This is a genomic window from Novibacillus thermophilus (assembly GCF_002005165.1).
In the GTDB taxonomy this organism is placed as follows: Bacteria; Bacillota; Bacilli; order Thermoactinomycetales; family Novibacillaceae; genus Novibacillus; species Novibacillus thermophilus.
The window spans coordinates 13,171-39,682 of record NZ_CP019699.1 but is presented as its reverse complement, the minus strand read 5'-3'; the positions used below and the strand labels follow the sequence as shown (position 1 = coordinate 39,682).

The following is a 26,512-nucleotide window of genomic DNA, read 5'->3' as shown; positions in this document are numbered from 1 at the left end:
GCGTTCTATGAAAGATACCTCCCGTCAAGATAATCTGAACAAACGGCAGGCATTTTCCGTCGTCTGGGCGGCCAGTTGCTCTTCCTCCACCTGCCGGATTGCCGCTATTTTGGCCACGACGTAAGACACGTACCCACTCTCGTTCCGCTTCCCGCGTTTCGGCTCTGGTGCCAAGTAAGGGCAGTCTGTCTCGACCAACAACCGGTCAATCGGCACTTTGCGCGCAATGTCCCGAACGTCGTCCGCTTTTTTGAACGTGACCGGGCCGCCAATGCCGATGTAAAATCCGAGGTCGAGACATGCCTTGGCTGTTTCCCAATCTCCTCCAAAGCAATGCATGACGCCTCCAACGTCTTCTGCGTGCTCCTCCCGGAGGATGCGGACGACGTCGTCGTGTGCGTCGCGGTCGTGAACAATGATCGGTAATTGAACCTTTTTGGCGAGGGCAATTTGCCTTCTGAAGGCGTCTGCCTGCACGTCCTTTGGCGAGTGGTCCCGGTAGTAATCGAGCCCCATCTCCCCCAGCGCTACCACTTTCTCATGGGATGCAAGGTCTTCAATCCAAGCGAGATCCTCGTCACGCAGATCTTTCGCATCGTGGGGGTGCCAACCTACCGCCGCAAACACAAAGTCGTACGTCTCAGCCAGTTCCAGGCAAGTCGGGATCGTCTCCCGGTTGTACCCGACGTTGACGATGCGACTGACGTTGTACGTCTGCTGAGCACGGCTGATGACGTCCTCACGGTCTTCGTCAAACTTCGGGTCGTTCAAGTGTGCGTGGGTGTCAAACAACATGAATGCCTTCAACTCCTCCGACACGTATAAGTCGACTGTCTCATCGCCTTGAGAACACCATCGGTTGTCGTCATGCGATGGGTGACCTCGTCCGTCTTTCACACGTTCAGGACATGTCCCACTATCTCTACACGGCGTTCATGAAAACGATGGTTGCACCGTGGGCGACCAGTGCAACCATCCGCTTTGACACTACTTGACGCGGGTGCCGTTGGCAATGTCTCCGGACACTGTGGACAATACAAGACGGTCTCCGTCTTGTGCTGCTAAAATCATGCCGTTCGACACCTCTCCCCGCAATTTTATCGGTTTTAAGTTCGTGACGCAAATGACCTTCTGTCCGACGAGTTCGTCCGGCCGGTAAAATTCTGCAATGCCGGAAACGACTTGACGCTGTTCGTATCCTAAGTCAAGCTGCAGCTTTAGCAGTTTGTCGGCGTTTTTGACCTTCTCTGCACGAACAATTTCTGCGACACGCAGATCTGTTTTGAAAAAGTCGTCAATCGTCAATTCTTCTGGTGTCCCGCCTTTGGCGGCCGACTGCTCCTTCTGTTCTTGCCGGCGCTTGTTTTCCTCCGCTCGCTTGCGCGCAGCCGCCGTCGACTCGTCAATGACGGCAATCTCCTTTTCCAAATCGAGGCGCGGAAAGAGCGGTTCGCCTTTCGCCACTTTCTGCCCGTCCGGAATCAAACCGAACGTGCGGGTGGAATCCCACTCTGTCAGCGCTTCGTCCTTCACGCCAAGCTGCTGCCAAATGGCCTGCGGAGTCTGAGTCAAAAACGGGCGCAACAACACGGATACAATGCGCAAGCTCTCAGCCAGGTGGTACAGAACTGTCCCCAGTCGGTCCCTCTTGCTGTCATCTCTCGCCAACAACCAGGGCATCGTCTCGTCGATGTATTTGTTCGAGCGATTGACCAACTGCCAAATCTTTTCCAGCGCACTGCTGAACTCCAGATCATCCAGGTATTTTTCCACGTCGGTTACGGTGTTCACCACGAGTGCGCGCAAATCTTCATCGACAGTCTCCCTTTGGCCGGCAGCGGGAATGCGACCGTCAAAGTACTTTTCCACCATGGTGACCGTGCGATGCAGCAGATTTCCCAAATCGTTGGCTAAATCGAAATTTAACCGCTGGATAAACGCCTCAGGTGTAAACACTCCGTCCGCTCCGAACGGGATTTCCCTCAAGACGAAGTAGCGGACAGCATCGGCACCGTAGCGGTCGATGAGGAATTTGGGATCGATGACATTTCCTTTGGACTTTGACATTTTCCCGTCGGGCATGAGCAACCAGCCGTGGCCGAACACCTGCTTCGGCAGGGGTTCGCCGAGGGCCATCAAAATCGTCGGCCAAATGATCGTGTGGAAGCGGAGAATGTCCTTGCCAATGATGTGAATGTCCGCCGGCCAGTAGCGGGCGTACTTTTCCCGTTCCGCCTCATCGTCGGAAAGGTAGCCGATCGCCGAGATGTAGTTGCTCAGCGCATCCAGCCAAACGTAGACGACATGCTCGGGGTTGCTCGGTACTTTAATCCCCCAATCAAACGCCGTGCGCGACACACACAAGTCGTCCAGACCGGGTTTCAAAAAGTTGTTGATCATTTCATTTTTGCGGGATTCGGGCTGAATGAATTCCGGGTGTTCTTCAATGTACTTGAGCAGACGGTCCTGGTATTTGGACATGCGGAAAAAGTAACTCGGTTCTGTTACGTAACTGATCTCGCGGTTGCAGTCGGGACAGACAAATCCGTGGTCAGTTTTTGCTTGCCGCTCGGTCCAAAACGCCTCGCACTCGACACAGTAGTAGCCGCTGTACTCTCCTAAATAAATGTCACCCTGCTCCAGCAAGCGCTCGAAAATGCGTTGCACCACTTTTTCGTGCCGCTTTTCCGTCGTGCGGATAAAATCGTCGTAAGAGATGTCCAACTTCTCCCACAAATCGCGAATCCACTCCACGATCGGATCGATAAATTCCAGCGGTTCTTTGCCAGCCGCCTCTGCACGCCGCTGCAGTTTCTGGCCGTGTTCGTCGGTTCCGGTCAATAAGTGCACATCGTAACCGCGCAGCCGCTTGTAACGGGCGAGAGCGTCGGCGGCGATCGTCGTATATGCATTGCCGATGTGCAAGTTGTTGCTGGGGTAATATATCGGCGTTGTCACGTAAAAGGTTGGTTTGTCACCTGCCACAACTCATTCCTCCTCGAATAATCTCGAATATAAATAAACCTCTCATCCATTGGGACGAGAGGATATCCTCACGCGGTACCACCCAAATTCAGTGCCGACTCACGTCAGGCACTCTCTGCCAGTGTGACACTTGACCTTTAACGCAGGCAATCGTCCCACCCTCACAAAAGTTGGTCTCAACTTGCTTCAGGTGAACTCCTCCAGGGCCATCTTCACTGGGTCACCTATGCCGGCTTTCACCTCACCCGGCTCTCTGAGCAATAGGCTCACACCAGTTACTCTTCCCTTCACAGGATTTGTCACAAGTGTTTCCTAAATATTAACGAAACAAACGTCTCACTGTCAACATTGTATATATTGAACCTTCCGCATTCAGCATGTAATACTTGTTGACTGCCAAAGGAACCGCTGGTATGATGAACTTGTTACACTGAGGACATTATCGCAAGCGTACATACACACTGGGAAAACGAGGAGATGCGAAGTTTATGATGAAGTCAACAGGCATCGTGCGAAAAGTCGACGAGTTGGGACGAGTCGTTATCCCTATTGAACTGCGCCGGACTTTAGGAATCAGCGAGAAAGACGCTTTGGAAATTTACGTAGACGAGGAACGCATTGTCTTGAAAAAATACGAACCGGCCTGCATTTTTTGCGGCAGTGCAGAAAATGTCACCCACTTCAAGAATAAAGTCGTCTGTAAAAACTGTATGGCTGAAATGGCAGAACAGTAGCTTCGACAGGAATAGTTCTCTTCCGAGGGGACTATTTTTTTATGACATTACGTGTGATAGTCGTTGTACACGTCACGTTTGCTCATGTTCCGCTCCTCTGCTACCCGTTTTATGGCGTCTCGCACGGACTCTCCCTCCCGTACGAAGTGATCGACGTGTTCTTTTATAGACAGGTCGCCCCACCACGGACGTACGTCTCCCCCTTCTCTATGTCCGGACCCTCCTTCCAACACGAGGGTGCATTCACCCCGGGGAGATTCCCGTTCAAACCAATCCACCAGTTCGGCCACCGTTCCCCGCAACCACTCTTCATGGCGTTTCGTCAATTCCCGTACGACGACCCCGCGGCGATTGCCCCACTCCTCGTAAATAAGGTGCAAAGTCGACAACAGGCGGTGGGGAGCCTCGTACAACAACACGGTCGCCTTGGTCTGCCGCCACTTTCGCAACACGTCCACACACTTTTTGCGCTCGCGGGGGAGAAAACCGAGGAATAAAAAGCGTTCCGTCCCTAACCCCGACCCGACTAAAGCCGTCAAGGCAGCGTTGGCACCGGGAACTGGGACGACGGGGATGTTCTGCTCAACGGCCGACCGGACAAGCTCGGCACCTGGATCTGACACCGCGGGCATTCCCGCATCGCTGACGAGAGCGACGGATTCTCCCTGCAACAAACGCCTCACCAGTACCTCTCCCTGTTTGGCGCGGTTGTGTTCACGGTACGACACGAGGGGTGTGTCGATGTTAAAATGAGTCGTCAGCTTGCGGGTTTGGCGTGTATCTTCTGCCGCAATGACGTCTGCTTTTTTTAACGTGTTGATCGCTCTGACCGTCATATCCTCCAAATTTCCGATCGGGGTGGCCACTAAATACAAAGTTCCGCTCCCCTCTTCACGGGGGGCGAACGACTTTTGGCGCAACATCGCCTTACCGCCCTTTCTGAAAAAGTGCACGCTTCTGCTCGTGAGAGAGGCGTTTAATTTCGATTTCCCGCTTCAGTCCCCACGACCGGCTGTCTCCCGCTTCCACATAGCGAAGCGTCACAGGCGTCCGACCGCGGGTGTACTTTGCGCCTCTCCCTGCGTTGTGCTCAGTTAACCGTTTTTCCACATCGACAGTGTAGCCGGTGTACAGCGTTTTGTCGGAACACTCGACGATGTAGACGAAGTGACCTTTGGATGATGGCGTCACGAGTAAACTCCTCCGTAAAGGCGGTGGATGTCCTCGGTGTACGAACCATCTTGTTGGTACACGACCAACGGGCTCTCCACGTGCAGCTCCACTCCGCCGTCCTTCGCCGCTTCCACCAGGACCATATTCGCTTCCGCTTCCCGGCGGGGATGCACCCATCGCACGCGTTTCGGTTCCAAACGGTATCTTCGCATGGTCGTCACAATGTCGGCAAAGCGACTTGCCCGGTGAACCATGGCCAGTCTGCCTCCCGATCTCAACAGCCGGCTAGCGGCCCGTACGACGTCTTCCAGCGTACAGCATATTTCATGCCGGGCGATGGCGACGGATTGATTGCGGTTGCGTTCGCTCTCACTCACAGGCATGTACGGCGGATTGCACGTCACCAAATCGTACCGCCCGTTCCAGTCCGGGGAACACTCACGCAAATCTCCCTCAAACAAGTTGATTTGTGTAGACAACCCGTTCATTTCCACACTGCGCCGCCCCATGTCCACTAAACGCGGCTGAATGTCCAGTCCGTCAATGGGAAGCGATGTCCTCGTCGACAGCAATATCGGAATGACCCCGTTGCCTGTACACAAATCGAGGATGCGCCCCCTGTGGGGAACGCGACAAAACCTGGCTAACAACACTGCGTCCATAGAGAAGCGAAACGCGTTAGGACTTTGCACAATGCCCAGTTCCGGAGTTAGTTGATCGATGCGTTCATCGTCGCGTACACGGACAGGGTGGATTGGTTTAAAGGACACGTTCTTCGCTCCTACTCCTTTCGACAAAAAAGCCGGTTTTTCAACCGGCGGGGCTTACTTGTTTAAAAACGACATACAAAACAGACAATCGCCATCCGTGCGAATACTGCCGTAATGCAGATTGCAGATGTGGAAACCCTCGTGGTACAAACGCGCCAGATTGTCGTGGCCTTCCCCGATCGGCCTCTTGACGTCACTCTCCCTTGCCTTAGCCCTGCCATCTCCTGCTTCTTTGGCCAGGCGTTCACGCAAAAGTCGGTTTTCGGTGCTCAACTGGTGATTTTCTTCTATCATGTCCGCAATTTCCTGTTTTAAGCCGCCTAATTCTTCGTACAGTTCACCGATTCTCTCTTCGAGTTGCGTCATTTGGGTGAAAATTTTGGATTTATTCACGTTATTCCACCTCAGTTAGGCTGCTTAGTCTGCTGCTCGACTTCACTCAAATCGTATTCTATGAGGCGTTCCAACTCATCCAGCTCAACCCGGACTCTTCTTTCAAGCAAATTTAACCCGACCACACGACCGGTACCGTCCGGAGTTGTGACGCGATCACCCATATCGGGCATTTCTCGCTTTGCTTCCTCGTATGCATCGTTCTCATACTTGAGGCAACACATGAGGCGGCCACACAAACCAGAAATTTTAATCGGATTGAGTGACAAATTTTGGTCTTTCGCCATTTTAATGGAGACCGGTTCAAAATCTCCGAGAAAAGAAGAACAGCAAAGGGTTCGACCACACGGTCCAATACCGCCTAACATTTTCGCTTCGTCCCGCACGCCAATCTGTCTCAACTCGATGCGCGTGCGGAAGATGGAAGCTAGATCCTTGACGAGTTCACGAAAGTCAACCCGGCCATCTGCTGTAAAGTAAAAAATAATTTTATTGCGGTCAAATGTGTATTCAGCATCGATCAGGCGCATGTCTAATGCGTGTTCACGCACTTTTTCACGGCAAAGGGAGAGCGCCCTTTCCGCTGCCGCCTTGTTCTCCATGACTTGGCGCCGATCTTCCTCGGTCGCCAATCTGAGGACGCGCTTAAGTGGGAGGACGACTTCTCCTTCACTGACGTATTTCTTTCCGATCACGACCTTACCGTACTCGATGCCACGGGCCGTTTCAACGATCACGACTTGATCTTTTCCGATCGGCAGATCGTCGGGGTCAAAGTAATATATTTTACCCGCTTGCTTAAAGCGGACACCTACTACCGCATACACGTCTCATCCCTCCTGAACGGACAACACCCATCCCTCCAAAATTAACTGCGATGGCACATGCTGTTTAAGCTGTCGTTTCGCCAACATCAACGCTTCCATCGCCTGGACAAGTCTAGGTTCCGTCCATTTGGTCAGCTGTCGCTCGAAATGTTCTGAATGTTCGAGGAAAGTTAACGGCTGTTCGCAACCTAAACTTATATTTAGCATATCTCGATACCACAAGATCATCAAGTCCAGAAAATATTCCAAGTGATGCTGTCCGAGTTCGGATTTCACCACTTTTTCCTGAATAACGACCATCGCTTGACCGATGTGTCCATCGACAGCCTTTGCCACTTGAACCACGACGTCCAATGCGTGTCGAAACCATTCTCCCCGCACGATTTGGCGCGCTTCTTCCAGGCTGCCTGCGAGCTTTGCGGCCACTGCCGCCTCCCTTTCAGCGACACCTTCAGCTGTCAGCTGTCGGGAAATGATTTCAGATGGGACGCGTTGGAACGGGATGGTCTGACAACGGGATAACACGGTGGGAAGGACGTGATGTTTGTTTTCCGTCAAGAGAACGGCCACCACATCGCCTACAGGCTCTTCCAAAAATTTTAACAAACTGTTTGCCGCCTGGACTGTCATCATGTCTGCTGCTTCTATGATCAACACTTTGACGGAGGCTTCCATGGAATGGTAGGAGACGTTTTCCTGCAGCGCGCGGATCTGGTCGATTTTCACCGCATGCCCCTCGGGCTGAATCCAATGGACATCGGGAAAATTGCCGTGGGCAATGCGCACACAGTGGGTGCACGTGTCACACGCGTCGTCTTTGCGTTTCGTACAGTTGAGGGCTTTGGCCAACTCCATCGCCATGTGTCTTTGTCCGACACGGTCTGGACCCGAAAAGAGGTAAGCGTGTGCCAACCGTCGGTGTGCCAGTGCATTCTTTAACATGCGGGCCGCTTTTTCTTGTCCGATGACTTTGTGAAAGGCCACGTCGTTCCCCCTTACCTTACGCGTTCAATTGAATTAACAATCCTTTGATTTGCCCGATTCGCTCTAAAAGGTGCAACCGGCTTTTTTCCCTCTCGAGAACATCGTCCGTCAACTGAACCAACTGCTCGTCTATTTTCTCTACACAGCGGTATATCCGGGAGCGTCCGCGAGCGTCGGTACTGTGTCTCTCTGCCAGAGCGATTCCTTGGCCGACTGCCCGTTCGACAAATTGGTAGACCAGTTTTTTATAGTGGTTTAAATCGATGAGGGTACGTGAGTGAATTAAACGTCTCGCCTGTTCGTCCAGTTTCCGCAACAGCTCGTCCATCTCCTCGCGGGCAGACGGATACCGCTCCTGTTTTAACACTTTAAAAAACCGGGAGGGTTCGACGTTGCGTTCAGTTTTGATGCGATTCGTCTGCAACTGATGCCGGCGGGAGCCGATGTGATCGTCAATGCGCACTTAAATCTCCCTCTTTTAGTTTAATACTGGACAAACTGTTCCACAGGGAGGACAAAAACGGTAGCACCCCCGACCTGCACCTCCACAGGATAAGGGACATACGAATCGGCACTCCCTCCTAAAGGTGACACCGGTGCGACTAGCTGATCGCGCGACTCACAGTTCTGTTTAATAATTTCCAACAGGTGCGGAATTTTCGCATCTTCGACACCGATGAGAAACGTCGTGTTACCCGCTTTGAGAAATCCACCCGTACTGGCCAGTTTCGTCGCGCGGAAATCTTTTTCGACCAACGCGTTTAACAACCGATTGCTGTCCTTGTCCTGGACGACGGCTATGACTAGTTTCACAGTCAGTTCCCTCCCAAAGAAAAGTGTCGCTTCAAATCCGACTGAATGACCGAAAACACAGCGTCTTCCCCTTGTCTGGCATCAATCAAGCAAAACCGCTCCGGTTCTTTCTTCGCTAACGTCAAAAAGCCTTTGCGCACACTCTTGTGGTAGGTGATGTCCTTCCGCTCGATACGATCGGGTGCGCTGCCCCGCTTTTGAAACACGCGTCTCAAACCGATCTCCACTGGAATATCCAGCAAATACGTTCGGTCCGGTTGAACACCCGTCGTCGCAAAGCGATTAATGGCAGCAATTTGCTGAACGGGGTACGCTAAGCCGTACCCTTGATAAGCGAGACTCGCGTCCACATAACGATCGCACAGGACTATTTTGCCATCTTCTAGTGCCGGGAGAATGACTTCACTGACGAGTTGTGCCCTCGACGCGGCGTAGAGCAGCACTTCGGTCTCATTTGCCATTTCACTGTTTTCCGGGTTTAACAACAGCGTCCGAATGCTGTCACTAATTTTTGTTCCCCCCGGTTCCCGAGTGCGGACAAACGCAAAGCCTTGCTGCTCCAACCACTCGGCTACACGGTTTAATTGCGTCGTTTTGCCCGCTCCATCGGGTCCTTCAAACGTTATAAACAATCCGCTCACACGCGATCCTCCCGACGTGCAGGATGTATAGGATGTGCACCTATTTTACCACTTCTACATAAGTGTTGGAAGGTGTTACCTTGACACCTTGGAAACGTGCGCCGTAAGACAGGAGAAATTGAATGTATTCCACGACGCGGCGGCTGAAAGTCTCTCCTGGCAAGACAACAGGAATGCCGGGAGGATAAGGCAAAACCGCCCGTTTGGCGATACGTCCTGCCGCGTGTTCCAGGGGACACCATTCCCCGTCTTGTTGCACGACTTGAGAAAGCGGTAAATCTACACTGACATCCGGCAAATCGAGCGGCGGCACATCCCAAGTAGAACCCTTCGGCACTCTCGCCTTATCGCTCCACCGATCGACGGCTTGCAATAGAACGTCACACTCCCGCACACCCAAACCTAAAGGCAACACCGCTAGACCATTCGCACTGTCAGACAGTTCCAGTGGTACCCCTTCCGACCTTAAACCGGCGGCTATTTCGTAACCACTCCATCCGGGCCGTTGCAATATCAGTTTATACGGATCGTCGGGAGAAAGTGCTTTCCACTCTCCACGCCCATTTATTTCATCCCGCAGCCACTTCACGACAGGCAAACTTTTTTCAACGTCGCAACGTGCCTGCGTCGCATAATACTTGCGCGCCAAATCCAGTGAGGCCAACAGTGGATAAGACGGACTACTCGACTGAAGTTGAGTCAGCGCCACCTGTAATTTCTCGCGAAAAGCAGATGTGCCGTGCGCATGCACCATCGCTGTCATCGTCATCGCAGGCAACATTTTGTGAGCTGACTGTACGACGGCTGTCGCACCACTCACAATGGCAGAACGGGGCAGCTGTGGGTGAACGGAAAAGTGGGCGCCGTGCGCTTCGTCGACGATTAACGGCACTCCGAACCGTTCACAGACTGCAGCTAACTCGTCAACGGGCTGAGCCATTCCGTAATAATTCGGATTCGTTAAAAAGACGGCTTTCACATTTGGATGACGTTTCAGCGTCCCGCGAAGTTGCTCCGCTGAGACGCCTGCGTACACGCCGGTGGCCGCATCACGGGCGGGCTGTAAGTAAACCGGACGCGCCCCCGCCAGGACACAACCGTTAAAGACCGATTTGTGGGAATTGCGCTGTACGACAATTCCGTCTCCCGGCGCACACACAGTCTTCACGAGCGCTAAATTTCCAACCGTCGACCCTCCCACTAAAAACCATGTCTGCGTCGCCCCAAACGCGTGAGCGGCCAAACGCTGCGCTTCCAGAATCACCCCTGTCGGTTCGTGCAGGTCGTCCAATTCACCGACTTCCGTCAGATCTAATTTAAGTATTTCCTCAAAATAAGGGCGTCCCCCTTTGTCAAAAAAACGACCTTGCTTGTGCCCTGGGACGTGAAAGTAACTGTCGTGTGTTTCTACATGGCGAATAAGGGCGTCTAATAACGGTGTATCGTGTTGCTTCATGTCCATCACCAATAAACATAGCCGTTTCACTAAAGTTTACCATAACAAACTGTATTGAAAACAAAGTGACACCCGCACCACATTTAATGTGATACGGGTGTCCGACAGCCTCAGTCATACGGCACGTTAGGCGTCTTTCAACCATATGCGCCGCAACCGTTTGACAAACAGCGGGTACTTCGGTTCCTTTACATCCGTTTTTATCATCTCTTGCTCGCACGATTCGCATATAAACTGATCACAGACAGTAATCCCTTTGACACTTTTCTGTTCACAAATGATACACTCACTCGCGTCGCGAATGGTGTCCTGTTCCATAAGCCATCAACCTCGATTCGTCTTCAAACCTCTTCCTCATTCTTGACGAGTGTTACTTGTTGTATACTAATGTTATGAAAAATTTTCATAAATGTCACACCCCATGAAAAAAGACCCGCATTTCACGGGTCTTTTCGCGAGTGCCTGGCAGCGACCTACTCTCCCAGGGGCTCTCGCCCCGAGTACCATCGGCGCTGGAGGGCTTAACGGTCGTGTTCGGCATGGGTACGCGTGTGTCCCCTCCGCTATGGCCACCAGACAGCATTCCCTCAAAACTGGTCGGAAGCATTCTCTCGATTAAGCCCTCGACCGATTCGTATCCGTCAGCTCAACGTGTTACCACGCTTACACCTCGGACCGATCCACCTCGTCTTCTCCAAGGGGTCTTACCCAAGCACCTGAGTGCCTGGTGGGAAATCTCATCTTGAGGGGGCTTCACGCTTAGATGCTTTCAGCGCTTATCCCGGCCACACGTGGCTACCCAGCGATGCCCTTGGCAGAACAACTGGTCCACCAGCGGTGTGTCCGTCCCGGTCCTCTCGTACTAAGGACGGCTCCTCTTCAGATTTCCTGCGCCCACGACAGATAGGGACCGAACTGTCTCACGACGTTCTGAACCCAGCTCGCGTACCGCTTTAATGGGCGAACAGCCCAACCCTTGGGACCTGCTTCAGCCCCAGGATGCGATGAGCCGACATCGAGGTGCCAAACCTCCCCGTCGATGTGGACTCTTGGGGGAGATAAGCCTGTTATCCCCGGGGTAGCTTTTATCCGTTGAGCGATGGCCCTTCCACTCAGAACCACCGGATCACTAAGTCCGACTTTCGTCCCTGCTCGACCTGTCAGTCTCGCAGTCAAGCTCCCTTCTGCCTTTACACTCCTCACGCGATGTCCAACCGCGCTGAGGGAACCTTCGAGCGCCTCCGTTACCTTTTAGGAGGCGACCGCCCCAGTCAAACTGCCCACCTGACAATGTCCCGCCACCGGCTCACGGCGGTCGGTTAGGATTTAACCATGATGAGGGTGGTATCCCACCGGCGCCTCCCTCGATCCTGGCGAACCGATTTCTCTGGCTCCCACCTATCCTGTACACATCATCGCCAAATCCACTATCAGGCTGCAGTCAAGCTCCACGGGGTCTTTCCGTCTTGTCGTGGGTAATGCGCATCTTCACGCATACTACAATTTCACCGGGCCTCTCGTTGAGACAGTGTCCAAGTCGTTACGCCTTTCGTGCGGGTCGGAACTTACCCGACAAGGAATTTCGCTACCTTAGGACCGTTATAGTTACGGCCGCCGTTTACTGGGGCTTCGGTTCAGACCTTCGCTTCCGCTAAGTCCTCCCCTTAACCTTCCAGCACCGGGCAGGCGTCAGCCCCTATACGTCGCCTTGCGGCTTCGCAGAGACCTGTGTTTTTGCTAAACAGTCGCTTGGACCTCTTCACTGCGGCCCCCTCAGGCAACCTCTCGGCCACCCTAACGGGGCACCCCTTCTCCCAAAGTTACGGGGCCATTTTGCCGAGTTCCTTAACGAGAGTTCTCCCGTGCGCCTTAGGATCCTCTCCTCGCCTACCTGTGTCGGTTTGCGGTACGGGCACCGCGCTCCTCGCTAGAGGCTTTTCTTGTCAGTGTGGGTGCAGGGACTTCGCTACTCTAAGTTTCACTCCCCATCACGGCTCAAGATTCTCGCAACGCGGGATTTGCCTCGCGCTGCTCTCTCACCGCTTGGACAGGCACATCCATCCGCCTGCTCCCCTGCCCTCCTGCGTCCCCCTTCGCTCAATCGGAACGCGGTGGTACAGGAATCTCCACCTGTTCTCCATCGCCTACGCTCTTCAGCCTCGGCTTAGGTCCCGACTTACCCTGAGCGGACGAACCTTCCTCAGGAACCCTTAGGCTTTCGGCGGAGGGATTCTCACCCCTCTTATCGTTACTCATACCGGCATTCTCACTACCCAGCGCTCCACATTCCCTCCCGGAAATCCTTCGCTGCACTGGGTACGCTCCCCTACCACGGTGTCCCGCCCATAGCTTCGGTGATCCGTTTAGCCCCGGTACATTTTCGGCGCGACGTCACTTGACCAGTGAGCTTTTACGCACTCTTTCAATGATGGCTGCTTCTAAGCCAACATCCTGGTTGTCTCGGCAACGCCACATCCTTTCCCACTTAACGGATACTTCGGGACCTTAGCTGATGGTCTGGGTTGTTCCCCTCTCGACGTCGAATCTTAGCACCCGACGTCTGACTCCCAGGAACCGAATCAACGGCATTCGGAGTTTGACTGCGATCGGTAACCCGTCGAGGGCCCCTCACGCAATCAGTGCTCTACCTCCGCGATTCTTCCCCTGAGGCTAGCCCTAAAGCTATTTCGGGGAGAACCAGCTATCTCCGAGTTCGATTGGCATTTCACCCCTACCCACCCCTCATCCCCGCCTTTTTCAACAGACGTGGGTGCGGGCCTCCAGTCGGTGTTACCCGACCTTCACCCTGGACATGGGTAGATCACTCGGTTTCGGGTCGACGACGCGCAACTAAAATCGCCCTCTTCAGACTCGCTTTCGCTACGGCTCCGCGTCTCCCGCTTAACCTCGCTACGCATCGTCACTCGCCGGTCCATTCTACAAAAGGTACGCCGTCATCCAGATTACCCGGACTCCGACTGCTTGTAGGCACACGGTTTCAGGTTCTCTTTCACTCCCCTCCCGGGGTGCTTTTCACCTTTCCCTCACGGTACTGGTGCGCTATCGGTCGCCAGGGAGTATTTAGCCTTGGGAGGTGGGCCTCCCTGCTTCCCACGGGGTTCCCCGTGCCCCGCGGTACTCGGGGTCCGTCTCGGAGCGGACAGAATTTCGCCTACAGGATTCTTACCTTCTCCGATGGGCCGTTCCAGGCCGCTTCGGCTATCCCGTCCGTTTCTCACTCCTTATGAGACGCCCCACAACCCCCGACACTCAACTCAAACCCACTACGCATATGATAAATGCGTCTTGTGGATCTCAGTTGAGTGCCGGGTTTGGGCTGTTTCCGTTTCGCTCGCCGCTACTCAGGAAATCGCTTTGAGCACCCACGAAAGGTTCCCTTTCGCAGGGCCCGCCTTGCTTTCTTTTCCTCAGGGTACTAAGATGTTTCAGTTCCCCTGGTTGCCCTCCGCTGCCTATGCATTCAGCAACGGATGCTCTCCTATGAAAGAGAGCGGGTTCCCCCATTCGGACATCCCCGGATCTACGCCTGCTTACGGCTCCCCGAGGCATTTCGGTGTTCGCCCCGTCCTTCGTCGGCTCCTGGCGCCTAGGCATCCACCGTGCGCCCTTTCTCGCTTAATCGTTCTCGACATGACTCTCGTCATCCCGGTGAATGCTTCCGATCCAGTTTTCAAGGAACACATCCGCCCCTCCACGGGACGGCAGAGACCATTCTCTTCTGAGAATGTCTCCCTCAAAACTAAACGAACAAGCCGAACGCCTTTTTTTACTCCGTAGAAAGGAGGTGATCCAGCCGCACCTTCCGATACGGCTACCTTGTTACGACTTCACCCCAATCATCTGTCCCACCTTCGGCGGCTGGCTCCTTACGGTTGCCTCACCGACTTCGGGTGTTACAGACTCTCGTGGTGTGACGGGCGGTGTGTACAAGGCCCGGGAACGTATTCACCGCGGCATGCTGATCCGCGATTACTAGCGATTCCTCCTTCACGCAGGCGAGTTGCAGCCTGCGATCCGAACTGAGACTGGCTTTCTGGGATTGGCTCCGCGTCACCGCTTCGCTGCCCTCTGTACCAGCCATTGTAGCACGTGTGTCGCCCAGGACATAAGGGGCATGATGATTTGACGTCATCCCCACCTTCCTCCAGCTTGTCACTGGCAGTCAGCTTAGAGTGCCCAACTCAATGCTGGCAACTAAGCTCAAGGGTTGCGCTCGTTGCGGGACTTAACCCAACATCTCACGACACGAGCTGACGACAACCATGCACCACCTGTCTCTCTGTCCCCGAAGGGAAACCTCTATCTCTAGAGGGGTCAGAGGATGTCAAGCCCTGGTAAGGTTCTTCGCGTTGCTTCGAATTAAACCACATGCTCCACCGCTTGTGCGGGCCCCCGTCAATTCCTTTGAGTTTCAGCCTTGCGGCCGTACTCCCCAGGCGGAGTGCTTAATGTGTTTACTTCGGCACTAAGGGCGTGACGCCCCTAACACCTAGCACTCATCGTTTACGGCGTGGACTACCAGGGTATCTAATCCTGTTCGCTCCCCACGCTTTCGCGCCTCAGCGTCAGTTACAGGCCAGAGAGCCGCCTTCGCCACTGGTGTTCCTCCCGATCTCTACGCATTTCACCGCTACACCGGGAATTCCGCTCCCCTCTCCTGCACTCAAGTCCCCCAGTTTCCAATGCCATCCCACGGTTGAGCCGTGGCCTTTCACATCAGACTTAAGAGACCGCCTGCGCGCCCTTTACGCCCAATAATTCCGGACAACGCTCGCCCCCTACGTGTTACCGCGGCTGCTGGCACGTAGTTAGCCGGGGCTTCCTCCTGTGGTACCGTCACGCTAAGAGCATGCCCTCTCCTAGCCGTTCTTCCCACATGACAGAGCTTTACAACCCGAAGGCCGTCCTCGCTCACGCGGCGTTGCTCGGTCAGGGTTCCCCCCATTGCCGAAAATTCCCTACTGCTGCCTCCCGTAGGAGTCTGGGCCGTGTCTCAGTCCCAGTGTGGCCGGTCACCCTCTCAGGTCGGCTACGCATCGTCGCCTTGGTGAGCCCTTCCCTCACCAACTAGCTAATGCGCCGCGGGCCCATCTGCAAGTGACGACTTCCGCCGCCTTTTAAGGCTCCCCCATGCGGAAAAGCCTCTTATCCGGTATTAGCTCCGGTTTCCCGCAGTTATCCCGGTCTTGCAGGCAGGTTGCCCACGTGTTACTCACCCGTCCGCCGCTGGTTCCACCATCCGCCCCCGAAGGGGTGGTCGGCTTCACCCGCACGACTTGCATGTATTAGGCACGCCGCCAGCGTTCGTCCTGAGCCAGGATCAAACTCTCCATTAAAAATGGTCTGTCCGCAGCTCAGCTGCGTAACACTTTCTTCAGAAGCCAAACAGGCTCCTTGTGCGAAACAAGCTGTTCCAAGCTCTTGGGGCGTTGGCTTGTTCGTTCAGTTTTCAAGGAACATTCGCGCTCTCGCCTGAAAGGCGACATCCTACATCCTATCACGCAGGGCGTTTGCTGTCAATACGCTATTTCTTTCCATTCGCACCTGCGCAGCACTTTTTCGCCGCTCTCGGAGCGGCAAGACATATCCTACCACGCATCTGACAAGACGTCAACAGGGCAAATTAAGGAAATGATTACAGCCCGACAACCCACACTTTGATCACAACTAGACACAACAGACCAGGCCACCCCAACACCCCGGTGACGAATGCCGTCACCGGATTGATCGGCAAGTGAAACCCCCACTGTCCGCCGATCCAGTTGGCCAAATAAAGGGCAACGGCACCGACAGCCGTATACAGTATGCCAAGCCACATCCACTTGAGCGGTTTCGCCGCATAAGCCGTCAGCATGAACACGACCACCATCCCTCCGACGATAGCCCCGACCGTCCAACCCCAGTCCACACGCGTCACCCTTTCAACGGACGTGTTTCGCTAAAGGAATGGGATATTGAACGGCGTATGCCTTTTTCATCTGCCTTTTTCAATAAATACATGTACCGCTTTTCTGCCGCTTGTAAACGGTACACGGCATAGTCAATCAAATCTGGTTCCGACATTTGATCCAGCTGGGACTGGGCCAAATCCCACTCTTTTCTCGCTTTGTCAATTTGTTCGACTAATTCTCTGTTCTTCTCCCCTTCAGTGGGAGGCGCGATCTTTCGGCAGCGGCATCGAAAAAAAACCATACGGTATCGCCTCCGTTCGGACAAGTTAATACATTATAGTCCGAACATTCACCCAATATGACTTCTTTTTTTTACATTTCCCGCCTGCCTTCTAATGCCTTTGTCAGCGTCACTTCGTCAGCGTACTCCAAGTCACCGCCAACCGGGAGCCCGTGTGCGATACGGGTCACTTTGAGACCAAACGGTTTTACCAGCTTTGAAATGTACATCGCCGTCGCTTCACCCTCGATGTTCGGATCCGTGGCTAAAATCAATTCTTGCACTGTGTCGCTTTCTAATCGCTTCAGCAAGTCTGGAATGTGGAGTTCCTCCGGTCCAATTCCGTCCATTGGAGAGATGGCACCGTGTAAGACGTGGTATAAGCCGCTGTATTCGCGCGTTTTTTCCATGGCGATTAAGTCCCGCGGATCTTGAACAACACAAATGACGGACTGGTCCCGTCCTTTGTCGTCACATATGGCACACGGGTCTCGATCTGTAATGTTGTGGCATATCGAACAGTAAAACAGTTGGCGCTTTGCGCCCACTAACGCTTTGGCAAAATCCATCACGTCGTCTTCTTCCATCGACAACACAAAAAAGGCCAAGCGTTCCGCTGTTTTCGGACCTATGCCGGGCAAACGCATGAATCCTTCAACGAGCTTGGCGATCGGTGTTGGGAACTGCATTAGAATAATCCGGGAATGTTCAACCCGCCGGTGAGTTTGCCCATACTTTGAGCGACAAGCTCGTCGACTTGTTTCAGTGCTTCGTTGACTGCAGCTGTCACAAGGTCCTGTAACATTTCCATGTCGTCAGGATCAACAGCTTCCGGCTGAATCTCGATACTTAAAATTTCTTTTTTTCCGTTTGCCCTCACTTTGACCACACCGCCACCGGCTGTGGCTTCTACTTCCTTTTCCTCTAATTCGGCCTGTGCTTTCTCCATCTGCGCCTGCATTTTTTTCACTTGTTTCATCATTTGGTTCATGTTTTTCATTTGACAAAGTCCTCCTTAATCTCTTATCTCCACTAGATCTTCGCCAAACCACTCTAAAGCCTGACGCACGTGTTCGTCCTGATCGACATGTCCCGCAGCTGCTTGTTCCCGCCCGGCACTGCTTTCCTCCAAACGTTTCCACTCGTTCTGCATACACGTCACCAGCTTGTACGCTCGGCCTGTTACTTGCTCGATCACCTCTTCGATCAGCTGTTTGTGGTCCGGCTTTTCCGTCGTTTCGCGGTGAATGACGTTTTTAAACGCGAGGACGAGGTGGCCTTCGTCGGCAGCTGTCGGCACTCCGTCAATCAACCAAGCGTGGACTGTAATTTTACGTTCTTTCACGCTCGCTAAAATGTCCGGCCACACGTCTTTAATGTTGGCAAGTGAAGCCGCATCGGCACGCTCCAGGACTGCTCGGACCTTTTGCAGTTGGGAAGGCGACATTTCGGACGATTTCCGTTTGGAGCCATCTATCTTTACAGCGTCTGCTCCATCCTCTTTCGCCACCTCTCCTTGACGATGGGCTGCCTGAACGGACCGTTTTCGCACATCCTGTTCTAACTGCTCCACGCGCTTTATGAGGGATGCCAGTTCACTGCTCTTCACTTGTTGTCGTTCGTTTGAAACGTGTGTCAGTTTGACCAGAAGCAACTCCAGCATAATGCGCGGCTGATTCGTCCGCCTCATCTGACTTAATGCATCATTCGCCTCTTCCATCATGGCAAAGACGGCTTCCTCCGTGAACTGTTCAGCCAATTCCGCCAGAGATGGCTGTATCTTGAGGAGCTGTTCAGTTTCAGGCAAGTTTGGAGCTGTTTTGACGAGCAACATGTCGCGCAAATAGCCCAGGAAATCCTCCGCAAATTTCTCCGGGTCGTGGCCTTCCTGCACGAGTTCTGAAACCATATCGAGCATTTGTGCGGTCTTTCGTTCGGCGATGAACGTGACGATCTGATGAAACGAGGAGTCTGCGACCGTTCCGACGATAGTGCGAACCACATTCTCTGTTATACAGTCTCCTCCGGAAGCGTAAGCCTGATCAAGCAAGCTCAACGCATCGCGCAAACCTCCTTCTGATACGCGGGCAATGAAGGACAGAGCCGACTCATCCGCCTGAATCCCTTCTTGTTCGCATACGTGTTTTAACCGCTCCACCATAATTTCTGGGGAAACACGGTGAAAATCGAAACGTTGGCAGCGGGAGACGATCGTCAGCGGCAGTTTGTGAGGTTCAGTCGTCGCCAGTATGAACAAAACGTGAGACGGCGGTTCTTCCAACGTTTTCAGCAAGGCGTTAAACGCCTCGGGCGTCAACATGTGAACTTCGTCGATAATGTATACTTTTGTCCGAACTTCAGTCGGCGCATATTTGACTTTGTCGCGTAAATCGCGAATTTCCTCTATTCCTCGGTTGGAAGCGGCGTCGATTTCCACGACATCGAGTATCGATCCGTTCGTGATCTGCTGGCACGCCTCACAAGCGTTACACGGTTCCGGTGCCGGTCCTTGTTCGCAGTTGACCGCTTTGGCCATCACCTTGGCCGCGCTCGTCTTCCCAGTGCCGCGAGGACCGGAAAACAGATACGCGTGGGAAAACCGCTGCTGTCTTAACGCGTTCTGCAGCGTACGGGTAACGTGTTGCTGCCCGACAATATCGGAAAATGTTTGCGGCCGCCAAACCCGATAAAGGGCACGGTAGGTCATGGCACTGCCTCCCACAGGCTTAAGGAATCTTCTCTCCATTATACACCAATCTTCAACCGACTGCTCGCGTTAGCCATAAGATCTGAACGATTTGGTGTGATAAGGGATGAAGACGCTGAACGTGGTCCCGAACCCCTTCGACGACACGCGAATATTGCCCCCGATGTCATGGATAATGCGTTGACAGACAGGAAGCCCCAAACCGGTCCCGTTTTCTTTTGTCGTAAAAAACGGGTCAAATATTTTGTCTATGACATAGTGGGGAATTCCCGGTCCAGTGTCGTGCACGTCTACCACCACTTTGTTTTCAGCCTCAAACAAGCGTTCGCGAATTGTTAACTCGCCCCCGTCCGCCATCGCTTCAATCCCGTTTTTGCACACATTTAGAAAAACTTGCTTTAACAACTCGTGATCCGCAATGACTGGAGGCAATCCTTCCACGTTTTCGTAGCGGACCTCGACTTTATGTAGCAAGGCTTCATTTTGGATAAAAGGTAATAATTCCCCAATGACGGAAGAAATCTTCACTTCTTCGTACTTGGCGTCCCGCGGTTTGCTGAGGAGCAAAAACTCACTGACAAGGTCGTTAATACGGTTGATTTCTTTGAGCATAATATCCGTGTACTCTTTTTCTTTAGTTAATCCCTTCTCTATCAGTCCGTATTTCAGCACTTGCAGAAACCCTTTGATCGAGGTGAGGGGATTGCGAATTTCGTGAGCTGTTCCCGCTGCAATTTGTCCGATCATCGCCAAACGGTCGTTCCGCTGAATTTGTTCGTCCAAGGAGCGCAAGTTCGTTATGTCTTTAAATACAACGTACGCGGCGATCACGCGTCCGTATTCGTCTCTAAGCAAGTTGGAGTCCATCAGCAATTCATAGCGTCTGTTGTTCGTCGTCCAGGACGTCACTTGATTGCGCACGATGACGCCGTCCAGCAATGCCCTGTGCAACAGCAGTTGATCGTGGGGAAGCTCAGGAAACGCTTCCTTAATTGACTTGTTTATCACATTTTTACGCTTGACACCGAGTAGGCGGCAAGCAACATCACTCAACTCGATCAACCGTTCCTCGCGGTCGATGACGAGGATGCCCATATTTACATCGGCAATAAAGTTTTTAGCAAAACGTTGCAACATACTGAGATTGCATTCTGGAGTAATGTCTGTAAACAAGAGGAGCATGTACGTCTCGTCTCGTTCAACCCAACGCTGGAGGTATACGTCACTTGAAAGGTGTTCTCGTTCCAGGGTGATGAGCTCGCCTTCGAGGGAATGAAACGAACTTCTTACATACAGTGAGTCTTTGTCTTCAAAAAGGACAAACTGGTGCAAGGGTGCATGTTTAACTTGTGCGTAATCGCACTTTACAACTTGGAGAAACAGTTCATTCACCGCGACAATCTCCTCGCGCTCGTTTAAGAGCAGGGTGGCAAAAGGCATTTGTTCCATGAATTGCTCGATTTCGTTTAGCGACGCTTCGACAGCAAAATACATCGGACGTCAGCAACCCCCTTTCCAACAAATGAGGTGTTTCTTTTCTATATTCGCTCTCATCTTTCCCTTTCCTTCTAAAAATTCATATAAAAAAAACACTTTCCCGAAGAAAGTGTCCTGTGAGTTTTCGCGTTTTATTAAAAATTTATGTATCATACCGTGCACCTGTCCTTGACAGTTGACTACCAAGCGCATTTAAGTCGTTAGCTCAGACCAGGCGCCCCTGCGGCACACGGAAAAGTTCACTTACCGCTGCTTCCTTCCGGACCTGACGGGGTTCGTGAGTTTCCGTTGCGCAGAACCCGATCGTCAACACTACGTGCTTAAACCAGACCTCGACAATCAACTGCCGCAAACAGGTATTCGACCCCGCTATAGCGGATTGCGGGTTACAGGGCACCGCTACCTCCCCGTCTAGCACGGTAACGTTCATTTTACCACATATGCAAGAGGAACACAATTGGAAATAATCCCAGTTCAAGTGGCGGAGAGGGTGGGATTCGAACCCACGGTACGGCGCAAACCGTACAACGGTTTTCGAGACCGCCTCCTTCAACCACTCGGACACCTCTCCAAAGTAGGCAGAAATAATCATAACATATGTGGGGATTTCGCTCAATATTCCCATCTACTTTTTCCGCAACTCACGAAAAAAATGTGACAAAAGAGCGCTGCATTCCGAAGACAGCACGCCTGAAACGACGTCCGCTTGGTGGTTCAAGCGAGGTTCGTCAAGTAGATTCATTAAAGTGCCGGCACACCCCGCTTTCGGGTCGTCGGTTCCGTACACAACCCGCTCAATCCGGGATTGCACGATCGCCCCGGCACACATCGGACACGGTTCCAACGTGACGACGAGCGTACACCCTACCAACCGCCATCCGCCGAGTTCTTGACTCGCTCGGCGAATGGCAACGATTTCCGCGTGATTCGTCGGGTCTTTGCTCGTTTCCCTCCTGTTGTAGCCAGACGCGATAATTTCGCCGTCTTTGACGACGACGGCTCCTATGGGAACTTCGCCGACAGTTTGGGCTTTTTTGGCTTCTTCTATCGCCAGACGCATATACGGAATCCACTGTCCCTGAGGCACTTTGATCACATCTTACACTTGTATACACGCGTTTAATTTGAGGATACTGACCACAGTGTATCACGGCACAGTAAAAAATTGCAAACGAATCGCGACGGAATGGTGATTCCACCGTCGCGATTTCCTCTGATACGACCACTTTAAAAAGGCGTTCCCCTTTTACAAACAAAAAGGATCGTCGTCCTACTCTTTTTATGTAGTGTTACTGAGCAGGTGAATAGTGTCCAGCACGCCTCTTTCCTCTAAGGGCAGGAATGACCCATCGGTCTAAACCGATCTTCCCAGCATTGTAACCGGCAACTAAGACGAAAATGGTGATCAACACCATTTGAGGATTCGTACTAGTCGTTCCGGAAAACAAAAAGGCAAAATTCATCACAATGCCCATAAGGGCGGAAAAAGTTGTAAAGACCCCTAAAATTAATCCGATGCCAACGAACACTTCCCCCCATGCCACGAGGAAGTTAAAAAAACCGACATACGGAAGAGCAACGTTTTCTAAAAATGTCGCCCACCAGCCTTGGACAGCCGGATGATCACCTGCGGAACGTTCAATGGCACTTTTCAAAAAACCCGTCGCATCGAAGTCCCCAATCACTTTCTCCCATCCGGCTGTCAGCCACGCCCATCCTAAATAAAGACGGGCAACCAAAAGAATGTAAGACATGACGGCATTTTCTCTCAACACGCGGACCATGAAACATCACCTCAATGACCGTTTTTTTTCGGGGGAATATTTTTCCTTCCCTCACTTTGAGTATAAAGGGCAAAACTGGACAAATCTACTATTTTGTTCATTTGTTCACAAATAATCCACGAATATATAAGCGTATTTAGGGTATATATTTCACTATTATGTTCATTATTTCACTTATTTTGCCCACACTCTGTCATGTATATTCCGACACAAATAAAGAGAAAAACCTCCCTTGACGTCGAATACGTCGCGTCAAAGGAGGTTGTTAACACGCGAGAGTTGTGTACGAGGGCTAAAAAAGTCAATTCATCTGGTACAGCGCAGGAATCGCCACTACGACCATCATTCTGCTCATGTAATGGCGCGCCCGAGAGGATTCGAACCTCTGACACCAAGTTTAGGAAACTTGTGCTCTATCCAGCTGAGCTACGGGCGCATGAGCCGCCCACAACCGGGAACAGCTCTTTCTGGCGGAGAGGGTGGGATTCGAACCCACGGAGAGCGTAAACCCTCGACGGTTTTCAAGACCGTTGCCTTCAACCACTCGGCCACCTCTCCAAAGGTTGACGAAAGTAATGATAGCATATCCCCATGTCTTTGTTCAAGTCATGTCACCTGTCTACCTTTCGAGATGCGTTTTTCCTCCCATGTACGGCTGAAGAACTTCTGGAATGGCCACCGAGCCGTCTTCTTGTTGGTAATACTCCAGCAGTGCCGCAACCGTTCGGTCAATGGCGAGCCCCGAACCGTTGAGCGTGTGTACGAATTCCGGCTTTCCTTTCGCACCTCGGCGAAAGCGGATGTTCGCTCGGCGAGCCTGGAAATCTTCAAAGTTGCTGCAGGACGAAATTTCCCGGTATATTCCGCTCGCTGCCATCCACACCTCGATGTCGTACGTCTTTGCCGCAGAAAACCCGAGATCCCCCGAACACAAATTGACCACTCTGTACGGAAGTCCCAGAAGTTGCAGTACGCGTTCCGCATGATGCGTCAACTTTTCCAATACGTCATAAGAGTCTTCAGGTTTTACCAGTTGAACTAATTCCACCTTGTTAAACTGGTGCAGGCGAATGAGGCCGCGCGTATCGCGTCCGTGTGCTCCTGCCTCGGATCGGAAACACGGCGTGTAGGCAGTAAACTTTTTCGGCAAATCGCCTTCTTCCAAAATCTCATCGCGGTGGTAGTTCGTAATCGGGACTTCAGCCGTCGGAATCATGAAGTAATCCGTCCCTTCCACCCGAAACACGTCTTCCGCGAATTTGGGGAGTTGCCCCGTTCCGACCATACTTTGTCGATTGACCATGTTCGGGGGGACGAACTCAGCATAACCGTGCTCTTCCACGTGCAAATCGAGCATAAAGTTCACGAGCGCCCGTTCCAACCGGGCCCCTGTGCCGGTGTAGAAGACAAAGCGCGACCCGGTGACTTTCCCCGCCCGCTCAATGTCAATCAACCCGAGTCGATGGGCTACTTCCCAATGCATCTTGCGCTTAAAATCTACTTCCGCCCGTTCTCCCCAGTAACGCACTGGGACGTTGTCTTCCTCCGTCTCACCGACGGGGACACTTCCGTGCGGAATATTCGGAATGGAGAGAAGCAAATTTTCCAACTCATCCTCCAATTGGCGCAAGCGTTCGTCCAACGCTTTAATCCGTTCCCCCACTTCACGCATCGCTTGAATGTCGGCATCAGCGCGTTCGCCCTTTTTCTTCTTTTCGGCAATGTGCTGGGAAACGGCATTCCGTTCCCTTTTGAACTGTTCGCTTTGTTGTAGAAGTTCACGACGCTGAACATCTAACTCGGTGAACTTGTCAATTTCCTTTAATTCGCCGCGCTTCGCGAGTTGTCGTTTAACTTCATCGAAATGTCGACGCAATTTTTTCATATTTAGCATCCTAACCACTCCTTCATTAAAAAATCCTTCCCCCCTGCAAAGGGACGGAAGGACCGCGTTGCCACCCTTGTTGACAGAATTACTCCATTTCTGCCCGCTCGTCTCGATAACGGCGAAAGACCGGATCAAGTCACTCGGAGGTGGATTCCCTTGAGCACTGCACCGGTTTGCAGCTACCACCGGCTCTCTTAAAGCAGCCCATACAAGGTACTCGTCCTCTTCATTGCGCTTAGCTTATTTACTTGCCCGCACCGAATATTGTACAAAATATTTCCGCCCATCGCAAACAGCAGAGACGCCTCAACTGGAGAACACACCCGTAACGCTGTCAGCGATGCCGTTAAAAACCCCGCTGACGACATCTTTTAACCCGCGGAAGAAAAGGCGAAACCAGCCGGCTTCTTCCACATCTGCTGCTGCCCGGAGTGGGACAGGCTGAAAATTCGCCATCGGTTCCCCGTTGTACAAGTAGGTCAATTCGCCCACGACATCCCCTGCTTTGATGGGAGCCTTTAACCCCTCCTTGAACGTCACTTTCGCTTCATACTTTTTTTCTGTCCCTTTTTCCACCGCGAAGCGGACACTTCGATCTGTCAATGCCTCAACTTCGGTTTTCTTTCCGCCCCTCACGTCAACCGTTTCGTTTTCTGGGACGGGCGCGTTTCCTTTTACAAATTCTTTCAATTCGTAATGGGTAAATCCGTACTCAAACAGTTTTTTCGTCTCTTCAAACCGCTTGTTCCGGCTGTCCGTCCCCATGACCACTGCAATCAGCCGCAAGTTGTCCCGAACGGCCGTCCCCGTAAAACACGCTCCAGCCGCGTCAGTCTCTCCCGTTTTCAACCCGTCGACACCTTCGTACTCGTGTTCCAGGCCTTTAATCATCCGGTTCCAGTTGATCATGTCTATGGCGCCGGGTTCGCCCTCGCGAAATGTCGCCTTGTCAATCGTCGTAAATTCCGTAATATCCGGGAAGTCCTCGATCAAGTACTTGGCCAACGTCGCACTGTCTTTGGCTGACATTAAATGTTCTCCGTCCACTTGCGGCGGATTAGGGTACATGTCTTGCGGCAAACCGGTACTGTTCAAGAAATGGGTGTCGTTTAGACCCATGTCCTCCGCTTTCTCATTCATCATCTCCACGAAGGCCGTTTCACTGCCGGCAACTTCCTCGGCCAGGGCGACCGTAGCATCGTTAGCCGAGTAGACCGACATGGCGGTAAACAACTCTCTGACGGTCCGCACTTCGTTTTCCGCCAGCCACACTTGTGACCCTTCGATTTTAGACGCGTTGGCACTGACGGGCACTTCTTGCTCCCAGCTGAGTGTTCCGTCTTCGATCGCTTTCAACACTAAGTACTCTGTCATCATTTTCGTCATACTGGCAGGAGGTAACGGCGTGTCCGCTTCTTTGGAAAGTAAAAGACGACCCGATTCGGCATCCATCAAAACGTACGATTTCGCATCAATGTCCGGTTGCTCAACAGCTTGTACACGTTGAGCTTGTCCAATGGTCGTAAGCGGCACGATCAAGGCGATGGCTAACGATACGTATAACCATTTCCGCCCCTTTTCCTCGATCACTCCACGCACCTCCGAATACAAAACGTCAAAACCGTAAACATTGTACCATAGCCCCGTTCACAAGAAAAGGCAGGAATA

General features: G+C 52.6%; 25 protein-coding genes, 3 tRNA genes, 3 rRNA genes, 1 other RNA gene and 2 other annotated features. Of the genes, 2 read left to right on the top strand and 30 right to left on the bottom strand.

Annotated features, from left to right (window positions below; genetic code table 11):
* Positions 1-24: 24 nt before the first annotated feature.
* Positions 25-795, bottom strand: coding sequence for a TatD family hydrolase (locus B0W44_RS00215; protein WP_077718268.1), 771 nt, complete (start codon positions 793-795; stop codon positions 25-27).
* Between the two features lie 2 nt (positions 796-797).
* Between B0W44_RS00215 and B0W44_RS17930 the strand changes: the two genes are divergently transcribed.
* Positions 798-995: a hypothetical protein gene (locus B0W44_RS17930; protein ID WP_169835347.1), complete on the top strand. Its 198-nt coding sequence runs from the start codon at positions 798-800 to the stop codon at positions 993-995.
* Here B0W44_RS17930 and metG read toward each other — a convergent pair.
* Positions 988-2,985, bottom strand: coding sequence for a methionine--tRNA ligase (gene metG, locus B0W44_RS00210; RefSeq protein ID WP_077718267.1), 1,998 nt, complete (start codon positions 2,983-2,985; stop codon positions 988-990). The genes B0W44_RS17930 and metG overlap by 8 nt on opposite strands.
* 47 nt (positions 2,986-3,032) lie before the next feature.
* Positions 3,033-3,285, bottom strand: a binding site (T-box leader).
* A 188-nt stretch (positions 3,286-3,473) separates the two neighbouring features.
* On the opposite strand from metG, the gene B0W44_RS00205 reads away from it, so the two are divergent.
* On the top strand, positions 3,474-3,719 hold the full coding sequence (locus B0W44_RS00205) for an AbrB/MazE/SpoVT family DNA-binding domain-containing protein (protein ID WP_077718266.1): 246 nt from the start codon (positions 3,474-3,476) through the stop codon (positions 3,717-3,719).
* 47 nt (positions 3,720-3,766) lie between these two features.
* On the opposite strand, the gene rsmI is transcribed toward B0W44_RS00205, so the two are convergent.
* From rsmI to B0W44_RS00065, 28 genes are all read right to left on the bottom strand, one after another.
* Complete coding sequence (gene rsmI / locus B0W44_RS00200) at positions 3,767-4,642, bottom strand: 16S rRNA (cytidine(1402)-2'-O)-methyltransferase (RefSeq protein WP_077718265.1); 876 nt, start codon at positions 4,640-4,642, stop codon at positions 3,767-3,769.
* Positions 4,643-4,646: 4 nt separating this feature from the next.
* Positions 4,647-4,910: a GIY-YIG nuclease family protein gene (locus B0W44_RS00195; protein WP_077718264.1), complete on the bottom strand. Its 264-nt coding sequence runs from the start codon at positions 4,908-4,910 to the stop codon at positions 4,647-4,649.
* The gene (locus tag B0W44_RS00190) at positions 4,907-5,662 is read right to left on the bottom strand and encodes a tRNA1(Val) (adenine(37)-N6)-methyltransferase (RefSeq protein WP_228441318.1); all 756 of its coding nucleotides are present in this window, start codon (positions 5,660-5,662) and stop codon (positions 4,907-4,909) included. Before B0W44_RS00190 ends, B0W44_RS00195 begins: the two co-directional genes overlap by 4 nt.
* A 54-nt stretch (positions 5,663-5,716) precedes the next feature.
* Positions 5,717-6,055 carry a DNA replication initiation control protein YabA gene (yabA, locus tag B0W44_RS00185; RefSeq protein ID WP_077718263.1) on the bottom strand — a complete coding sequence of 113 codons (339 nt, stop codon included), beginning with the start codon at positions 6,053-6,055 and terminating at the stop codon, positions 5,717-5,719.
* Positions 6,056-6,066: 11 nt separating this feature from the next.
* On the bottom strand, positions 6,067-6,882 hold the full coding sequence (locus B0W44_RS00180; protein ID WP_077718262.1) for a PSP1 domain-containing protein: 816 nt from the start codon (positions 6,880-6,882) through the stop codon (positions 6,067-6,069).
* Between the two features lie 3 nt (positions 6,883-6,885).
* Positions 6,886-7,866 (bottom strand): DNA polymerase III subunit delta', encoded by a 981-nt coding sequence (gene holB / locus B0W44_RS00175; protein ID WP_077718261.1) that lies wholly within the window; start codon positions 7,864-7,866, stop codon positions 6,886-6,888.
* Positions 7,867-7,882: 16 nt separating this feature from the next.
* Entirely contained in the window at positions 7,883-8,329 is a 447-nt protein-coding gene (locus B0W44_RS00170) for a YaaR family protein (RefSeq protein ID WP_077718260.1), read from the bottom strand.
* A 20-nt stretch (positions 8,330-8,349) separates the two neighbouring features.
* On the bottom strand, positions 8,350-8,679 hold the full coding sequence (locus B0W44_RS00165; protein WP_077718259.1) for a cyclic-di-AMP receptor: 330 nt from the start codon (positions 8,677-8,679) through the stop codon (positions 8,350-8,352).
* A gap of 2 nt (positions 8,680-8,681) precedes the next feature.
* The gene (gene tmk / locus B0W44_RS00160; protein WP_077718258.1) at positions 8,682-9,320 is read right to left on the bottom strand and encodes a dTMP kinase; all 639 of its coding nucleotides are present in this window, start codon (positions 9,318-9,320) and stop codon (positions 8,682-8,684) included.
* 40 nt (positions 9,321-9,360) lie between these two features.
* Complete coding sequence (locus tag B0W44_RS00155) at positions 9,361-10,782, bottom strand: aminotransferase class I/II-fold pyridoxal phosphate-dependent enzyme (protein WP_149026890.1); 1,422 nt, start codon at positions 10,780-10,782, stop codon at positions 9,361-9,363.
* Between the two features lie 120 nt (positions 10,783-10,902).
* The gene (locus tag B0W44_RS00150; protein WP_077718256.1) at positions 10,903-11,094 is read right to left on the bottom strand and encodes a sigma factor G inhibitor Gin; all 192 of its coding nucleotides are present in this window, start codon (positions 11,092-11,094) and stop codon (positions 10,903-10,905) included.
* Between the two features lie 142 nt (positions 11,095-11,236).
* A 5S ribosomal RNA gene (rrf, locus tag B0W44_RS00145) occupies positions 11,237-11,353 on the bottom strand.
* Between the two features lie 34 nt (positions 11,354-11,387).
* Positions 11,388-14,418, bottom strand: a 23S ribosomal RNA gene (locus B0W44_RS00140).
* A gap of 156 nt (positions 14,419-14,574) precedes the next feature.
* Positions 14,575-16,133: ribosomal RNA gene (locus B0W44_RS00135) — 16S ribosomal RNA — on the bottom strand.
* Together the 16S, 23S and 5S rRNA genes form the textbook arrangement of a ribosomal RNA operon.
* A 299-nt stretch (positions 16,134-16,432) precedes the next feature.
* The gene (locus B0W44_RS00130) at positions 16,433-16,705 is read right to left on the bottom strand and encodes a pro-sigmaK processing inhibitor BofA family protein (protein ID WP_077718255.1); all 273 of its coding nucleotides are present in this window, start codon (positions 16,703-16,705) and stop codon (positions 16,433-16,435) included.
* A 5-nt stretch (positions 16,706-16,710) separates the two neighbouring features.
* Positions 16,711-16,989 carry a YaaL family protein gene (locus B0W44_RS00125; RefSeq protein WP_077718254.1) on the bottom strand — a complete coding sequence of 93 codons (279 nt, stop codon included), beginning with the start codon at positions 16,987-16,989 and terminating at the stop codon, positions 16,711-16,713.
* A gap of 71 nt (positions 16,990-17,060) precedes the next feature.
* Entirely contained in the window at positions 17,061-17,657 is a 597-nt protein-coding gene (gene recR, locus B0W44_RS00120) for a recombination mediator RecR (RefSeq protein WP_077718253.1), read from the bottom strand.
* On the bottom strand, positions 17,657-17,968 hold the full coding sequence (locus B0W44_RS00115; RefSeq protein ID WP_077718252.1) for a YbaB/EbfC family nucleoid-associated protein: 312 nt from the start codon (positions 17,966-17,968) through the stop codon (positions 17,657-17,659). The genes recR and B0W44_RS00115 overlap by 1 nt, the downstream gene beginning before the upstream one ends.
* A 15-nt stretch (positions 17,969-17,983) precedes the next feature.
* Positions 17,984-19,675 carry a DNA polymerase III subunit gamma/tau gene (gene dnaX, locus B0W44_RS00110; RefSeq protein WP_077718251.1) on the bottom strand — a complete coding sequence of 564 codons (1,692 nt, stop codon included), beginning with the start codon at positions 19,673-19,675 and terminating at the stop codon, positions 17,984-17,986.
* 69 nt (positions 19,676-19,744) lie between these two features.
* Entirely contained in the window at positions 19,745-21,169 is a 1,425-nt protein-coding gene (locus tag B0W44_RS00105; protein ID WP_149026889.1) for a PAS domain-containing sensor histidine kinase, read from the bottom strand.
* Positions 21,170-21,326: 157 nt separating this feature from the next.
* An RNA gene (ffs, locus tag B0W44_RS00100) (signal recognition particle sRNA large type) lies at positions 21,327-21,592 on the bottom strand.
* Between the two features lie 59 nt (positions 21,593-21,651).
* Positions 21,652-21,743 (bottom strand) — tRNA-Ser (locus B0W44_RS00095).
* Between the two features lie 54 nt (positions 21,744-21,797).
* Complete coding sequence (gene tadA / locus B0W44_RS00090; protein ID WP_077718250.1) at positions 21,798-22,232, bottom strand: tRNA adenosine(34) deaminase TadA; 435 nt, start codon at positions 22,230-22,232, stop codon at positions 21,798-21,800.
* Positions 22,233-22,461: 229 nt separating this feature from the next.
* The gene (locus tag B0W44_RS00085; RefSeq protein ID WP_077718249.1) at positions 22,462-22,956 is read right to left on the bottom strand and encodes a DoxX family protein; all 495 of its coding nucleotides are present in this window, start codon (positions 22,954-22,956) and stop codon (positions 22,462-22,464) included.
* Positions 22,957-23,315: 359 nt separating this feature from the next.
* Positions 23,316-23,392: transfer RNA gene (locus B0W44_RS00080), tRNA-Arg, on the bottom strand.
* Positions 23,393-23,424: 32 nt separating this feature from the next.
* Positions 23,425-23,514 (bottom strand) — tRNA-Ser (locus tag B0W44_RS00075).
* 61 nt (positions 23,515-23,575) lie between these two features.
* Positions 23,576-24,850 (bottom strand): serine--tRNA ligase, encoded by a 1,275-nt coding sequence (gene serS / locus B0W44_RS00070; protein ID WP_077718248.1) that lies wholly within the window; start codon positions 24,848-24,850, stop codon positions 23,576-23,578.
* 37 nt (positions 24,851-24,887) lie between these two features.
* Positions 24,888-25,083, bottom strand: a binding site (T-box leader).
* A 67-nt stretch (positions 25,084-25,150) separates the two neighbouring features.
* Positions 25,151-26,434 (bottom strand): D-alanyl-D-alanine carboxypeptidase family protein, encoded by a 1,284-nt coding sequence (locus B0W44_RS00065; protein ID WP_077718247.1) that lies wholly within the window; start codon positions 26,432-26,434, stop codon positions 25,151-25,153.
* Between the last annotated feature and the right edge of the window lie 78 nt (positions 26,435-26,512).

Coding starts and splice junctions, on each gene's coding strand:
- B0W44_RS00215 (WP_077718268.1), bottom strand. CDS start 795: ATGTTGTTTGACACCCACGCACACTTGAACGACCCGAAGTTTGACGAA.
- B0W44_RS17930 (WP_169835347.1), top strand. CDS start 798: ATGCCTTCAACTCCTCCGACACGTATAAGTCGACTGTCTCATCGCCTT.
- B0W44_RS00205 (WP_077718266.1), top strand. CDS start 3,474: ATGATGAAGTCAACAGGCATCGTGCGAAAAGTCGACGAGTTGGGACGA.
- rsmI (WP_077718265.1), bottom strand. CDS start 4,642: ATGTTGCGCCAAAAGTCGTTCGCCCCCCGTGAAGAGGGGAGCGGAACT.
- B0W44_RS00155 (WP_149026890.1), bottom strand. CDS start 10,782: ATGGACATGAAGCAACACGATACACCGTTATTAGACGCCCTTATTCGC.
- B0W44_RS00150 (WP_077718256.1), bottom strand. CDS start 11,094: ATGGAACAGGACACCATTCGCGACGCGAGTGAGTGTATCATTTGTGAA.
- B0W44_RS00125 (WP_077718254.1), bottom strand. CDS start 16,989: ATGGTTTTTTTTCGATGCCGCTGCCGAAAGATCGCGCCTCCCACTGAA.
- recR (WP_077718253.1), bottom strand. CDS start 17,657: ATGCAGTTCCCAACACCGATCGCCAAGCTCGTTGAAGGATTCATGCGT.
- B0W44_RS00115 (WP_077718252.1), bottom strand. CDS start 17,968: ATGAAAAACATGAACCAAATGATGAAACAAGTGAAAAAAATGCAGGCG.
- dnaX (WP_077718251.1), bottom strand. CDS start 19,675: ATGACCTACCGTGCCCTTTATCGGGTTTGGCGGCCGCAAACATTTTCC.
- B0W44_RS00105 (WP_149026889.1), bottom strand. CDS start 21,169: ATGTATTTTGCTGTCGAAGCGTCGCTAAACGAAATCGAGCAATTCATG.
- tadA (WP_077718250.1), bottom strand. CDS start 22,232: ATGCGTCTGGCGATAGAAGAAGCCAAAAAAGCCCAAACTGTCGGCGAA.
- B0W44_RS00085 (WP_077718249.1), bottom strand. CDS start 22,956: ATGGTCCGCGTGTTGAGAGAAAATGCCGTCATGTCTTACATTCTTTTG.
- serS (WP_077718248.1), bottom strand. CDS start 24,850: ATGCTAAATATGAAAAAATTGCGTCGACATTTCGATGAAGTTAAACGA.